The organism is Bacillus sp. GbtcB10 (genome assembly GCF_019091365.1).
Taxonomy (GTDB): Bacteria; Bacillota; Bacilli; order Bacillales; family Bacillaceae; genus Bacillus; species Bacillus altitudinis.
In genome coordinates, this window is the sequence record NZ_JAGXJP010000377.1 from 1 (window position 1) to 238 (window position 238).

Consider the following 238-nt stretch of genomic DNA (forward strand, 5'->3'; position numbering starts at 1 on the left):
GACCATTACGAAACACACGAATCACCATATACAATGCCGCCAGCTCCACTTCCTCCGTTACAGGACGAGTAATCAGAACGTGTTTGTTAACTTCAAAAGGACGCCCATAAAAAAATTCAACACCCGTAAAATGCTGCACAGGCACTCCACGCTTGTGCTGTACTACGAACTCGCTGATTTGTGAATCTTGCGCCTCTGGCAGTGGATCATGAAAACGGGCAAGAAGTTCGCTTCTGCT

1 pseudogene is annotated in these 238 nt (G+C 47.1%); it reads right to left on the reverse strand.

From position 1 onward, the window contains the following. Positions 1-238, reverse strand: a pseudogene (locus tag KVT11_RS20555) (peptide chain release factor N(5)-glutamine methyltransferase); the annotation flags it as partial.